The sequence below is a fragment of the Caldivirga sp. UBA161 genome (genome assembly GCF_002506515.1).
Classification (GTDB): Archaea; Thermoproteota; Thermoprotei; order Thermoproteales; family Thermocladiaceae; genus Caldivirga.
Genome location: NZ_DAXS01000081.1, coordinates 8370 through 12120 on the forward strand (window position 1 = coordinate 8370; position 3751 = coordinate 12120).

Genomic DNA, 3751 nt, shown 5'->3' on the forward strand with positions numbered 1-3751 from the left:
GTTAATGCTGTTAAGGCTCTTACTGATGAGGTTAAGTTAATGCGTGGGGGGCAGGATGCGCTTAGGAGTGATGTGAATAAGCTATGGGAGGAGAATAATAAGATTTGGCAGGAGTTGAAGGCTATTAGGGAGGNNTGCAGAGGCATGAGGATGAGTTAAGTAAAATATGGGGGGAGTTGAAGGCGTTAAGAGAGGACCAAAATAAAATATGGGAGGAGATAAAAGCAATAAAAGAGGAAAACAATAAAATATGGCTAGAGATTAAGGCAATGAGGAAGGATCAGGAGGATGCGTGGGTTACTATTAGGCATTTGATGAGTGATGTTGGTGGTATTTCTAGGTCTTTGGGTAAGTTACTTGAGCGTGATGTTAGGCATTATTTACCCATGTGGATTAAGGGTAAGCTAGGTTTTAATGTTGATAAGCTTAGGAGGGTTGTGATTGAGAATGTTGGTGAGTTTGATGGATATGTTGAGGTTGATGATTGGATTATTGCGGTTGAGGTTAAGGCGACTTTGAGAATTAGGGATGCCAATGACTTCATTAATAGGCTTGCCCGGTTAAGGGTAATTAAGGCTAATAAGAGGATTACCGCAGTATTAGCTTACGTCAATGATGTTAAGGAGACTGCTGAGGCCATTAAGGTACTTAGAACATATAATGTAATTGTGCTTAGGCATCATGGTGAGGATGACTTTGAGGAGGTAACTTAACCCGTTAAGCATCAGTTACTGCATCCTCATTCTTAGGGGAAGTGCCTTCATTAACCTTCCTTAAGGCTTCCGTAACCTTACTAACCACCTCAATGGCCTCCCCCTCACTTAACTCAACCCTATGTGCCCTATAGCCGCCGCCATAATATGGTATTACGTGAACGTGGAAGTGAAAGACCACTTGCCCAGCTGAGGAGCCATTATTCTGAATGAGCCTAACGCCATCAGCCTTAAGGCCATTAACCACAGCCTTAGCCATAAGCTTAGTAATCCTCATTACCTTACATAACGCCTCAGGAGGTATTTCGAAAATATCCTTATAATGCCTCTTAGGCATAACTAATATATGCCCCTTATTTATTGGATACTTGTCTAATATGGCTATTACTTCATCATCTTCATATACTATGTAGCCTGGGGCCTTCTTCTCTATTATCCTGCAGAATATGCACTCATCCATACAACCACCTCCACTGGATTCTTTTTAATGGTTCCAGCTATTACCTGGGTTAAGGGTCGTAAGCCTTATAAAATCTAAATGGTGGCAGTATCTGTGAGTAGCGTTAAGTTAACTTACCCTGATGGTAAGGAGTGGTACTTGATAATGGATGCAGTGGCTGTGCTTGTTGAGGAGTCTGCCTTAACGGTAACTAAGGATGGGGTTAAGCTAAGGGCCCTTGACCCATCCAGGACCGCCATGGTTGACTTATACATGCCTAGGACGGCATTCGATGAGTATCCTGAAGTGGAGCAGGACATTAACATTGGTATTAACTTCAGTGAGGTTAAGAAGATACTTCAGAGGGCTGGTAAGGGTAGTAGCGTTACCTTTGAGGTTGAGGAGAATAGCCTTAAGATAAGGATGAGCGGTAAGGTTACCAGAACCATTAAACTACCCCTAATAGACATACCTGTTGAGCAATTACCAACACCTAAAGTAGTCTTCACTGTTACCGCTAAGCTGGCTAGTGATGCATTAAGGCAGGCTGTGAAGGATGTGGAGGTTATTGCAGATGCCGCCAAGTTTGAGGGTAAGGAGGATGGATTATACATTAGGGCATCCAGTGACAGGGGTGAAACAGAGATTAAGTTTGATAAGGGTGGGGAGGTTTTATTCGAGTATGATAATAAGGAGACTGCCACTGCAACTTATAGTGTGGATTACTTATCAGACATAGTGAATAGAGCTTATCAAATAAGCGACATAGCCACTATTGAGTTCGCCACCCAGAAGCCCCTGGCATTAACCTTCGAAATATCGGGTGGTGGAACATTAGCGTACTTCGTGGCTCCAAGGATAGAGTAATGGATGAATCCCTAAAATACATTGAGGTTTTATTCAGGAACTACTATAGGAATTACTTCAAACCCCCAGGCATACCTAAGATTGATGCTAGGGAAGTTGCCTACCAACCCTTCACTGGGCAATCAATGATAAGGCACTTAGGCTTCAGGAATTGGAATGAGTTAAGGAGTTTCATTAGTGAGAGGGTTCCAAGGAACCTCTACCTATCAAGCGCATACTTCAATAACCCCTCTGCGGGTGAAATGGATGCAAAGGGTTGGCTTGGGGCCGACTTAGTCTTCGATATTGATGGCGACCACTTACCCACTGATAATTGTAGGGGGGTTGAGTTAGTTACCATTGAGTGCCTTAATGATGCATTAAGTGAGGTGGTGAAGTTAATTAACGTGTTGAGGTATGAGTTTGGTATTGAGGATAAGTACCTTAGGGTAACCTTCTCAGGGCATAGGGGGTTTCACGTCCACGTGGAGGGGCCTGATGATGTGGTTAATTTAACCCAGGATGAGAGGAGGATGATTGTTGATTACTTAACAGGTAAGGTTGACTTAACTAGGCAAATACTAATTAACAGGGAGGGTAGGTCCACAGTTATTGAGTTGGGCCCATTTAACGCTAACCTACTGGGTAAGGTTTATGGTAGTGTTGGGAGGGTTTTCGCTGAGGCATCTAGGCTGGGTAAGGTTACAGTGGGTTTAATTAAGGGTAGGGGTGAGGATATTAAGAGTAATTTAATTATTCACATTGATGAGGTTGTTACAATAGATACTAATAGGTTAATGAGGATGCCCAACAGCCTCCATGGTAAAACAGGCCTAATAGCAGTGGAGTTGGATTTAAGTGACCTTGATAAGGGTATTGAGGCAATAGTGGATAAGGCAATAGCCTTCAGGAAGGGTAATCCAAGAATTAGGCTAACTCAGAAACTGCAGGTTAGTAGGGTGCTTGGTGAATTAATTCGAATTAAGGAACCTGGTGAAGAGGCTAATGAACCAGCCTACATTGCAGTATACTTAATATTAAGGGGATTAGCGCAATTAGCTGAATAAGCACCCCCTCATATGCCAGGTACTAGAGTTACGCTAATTATATGTAGTTTATTTATTATACAATAGTAACTATTGAGTATTCAACTGCTTGCACCAAAACCTATATAAAGCCTTAACCCCAAGGTATACTTGAGGTGAGTAAAATGAACATAAGTGGAGCAGTGAAGGCAATAAGCACACTACTAAGGCTTAAGGATAATGCAGGAAACTTCAACACAGTAGTGAATGCACCAAGTAATGCAGCTAGCAGGGCACAACAAGTTAAGGGAATTAATGAAGTCATTATAATACCAAGCCTTAATGCACCAATAATGTTAATCTACGATAAGAAACATGGCACATATAAGTTAGCGTAATTTACATGACGCTTAAGCGATAAACAACGTAATTTTAATACTATATTTCTTAACTAATTTAAAAATAATTCACATAATTAAATAGTGTAATTTTATATGAAGCGCTTTACCAGATTGAGTTAGTACTGGCCCCACCTTAAAGGAGTATTCCCCGAAGCCTCATGGGTTACCCCCTTAATGGGGGGCTACTGAATAGGGTATGCTTACCCACTTTAAAATGATGCTCCACCTCAAAGAGGTGAAGTTTGCCATTCGTTCCATCAAAATTAAACCCAGGTTAATACCTTTAACTCAAACTTCATGGGCTTACATGCTTCTTCGTGGGTGTTG

5 protein-coding genes are annotated in these 3751 nt (G+C 41.7%); 4 read left to right on the forward strand and 1 reads right to left on the reverse strand.

Annotated features, from left to right (window positions below):
* Positions 1 to 269 precede the first annotated feature (269 nt).
* Positions 270 to 713 (forward strand): hypothetical protein, encoded by a 444-nt coding sequence (locus tag BP896_RS09130; RefSeq protein ID WP_291767736.1) that lies wholly within the window; start codon positions 270 to 272, stop codon positions 711 to 713.
* Positions 714 to 717: 4 nt separating this feature from the next.
* Here BP896_RS09130 and BP896_RS09135 read toward each other — a convergent pair whose 3' ends face one another.
* Positions 718 to 1173, reverse strand: a complete 456-nt coding sequence (locus tag BP896_RS09135; RefSeq protein WP_291767738.1) for an HIT family protein — start codon at positions 1171 to 1173, stop codon at positions 718 to 720.
* 93 nt (positions 1174 to 1266) lie between these two features.
* Between BP896_RS09135 and pcn the strand changes: the two genes are divergently transcribed.
* The 3 genes from pcn to BP896_RS09150 all read left to right on the forward strand — a co-directional run bounded on the left by pcn (position 1267) and on the right by BP896_RS09150 (position 3421).
* Positions 1267 to 2019 carry a proliferating cell nuclear antigen (pcna) gene (pcn, locus tag BP896_RS09140; RefSeq protein WP_291767739.1) on the forward strand — a complete coding sequence of 251 codons (753 nt, stop codon included), beginning with the start codon at positions 1267 to 1269 and terminating at the stop codon, positions 2017 to 2019.
* Positions 2019 to 3065 carry a DNA primase small subunit gene (locus BP896_RS09145; RefSeq protein WP_291767740.1) on the forward strand — a complete coding sequence of 349 codons (1047 nt, stop codon included), beginning with the start codon at positions 2019 to 2021 and terminating at the stop codon, positions 3063 to 3065. Before pcn ends, BP896_RS09145 begins: the two co-directional genes overlap by 1 nt.
* Before the next feature lie 143 nt (positions 3066 to 3208).
* Positions 3209 to 3421 carry a hypothetical protein gene (locus BP896_RS09150; protein ID WP_291767742.1) on the forward strand — a complete coding sequence of 71 codons (213 nt, stop codon included), beginning with the start codon at positions 3209 to 3211 and terminating at the stop codon, positions 3419 to 3421.
* Positions 3422 to 3751 lie beyond the last annotated feature (330 nt).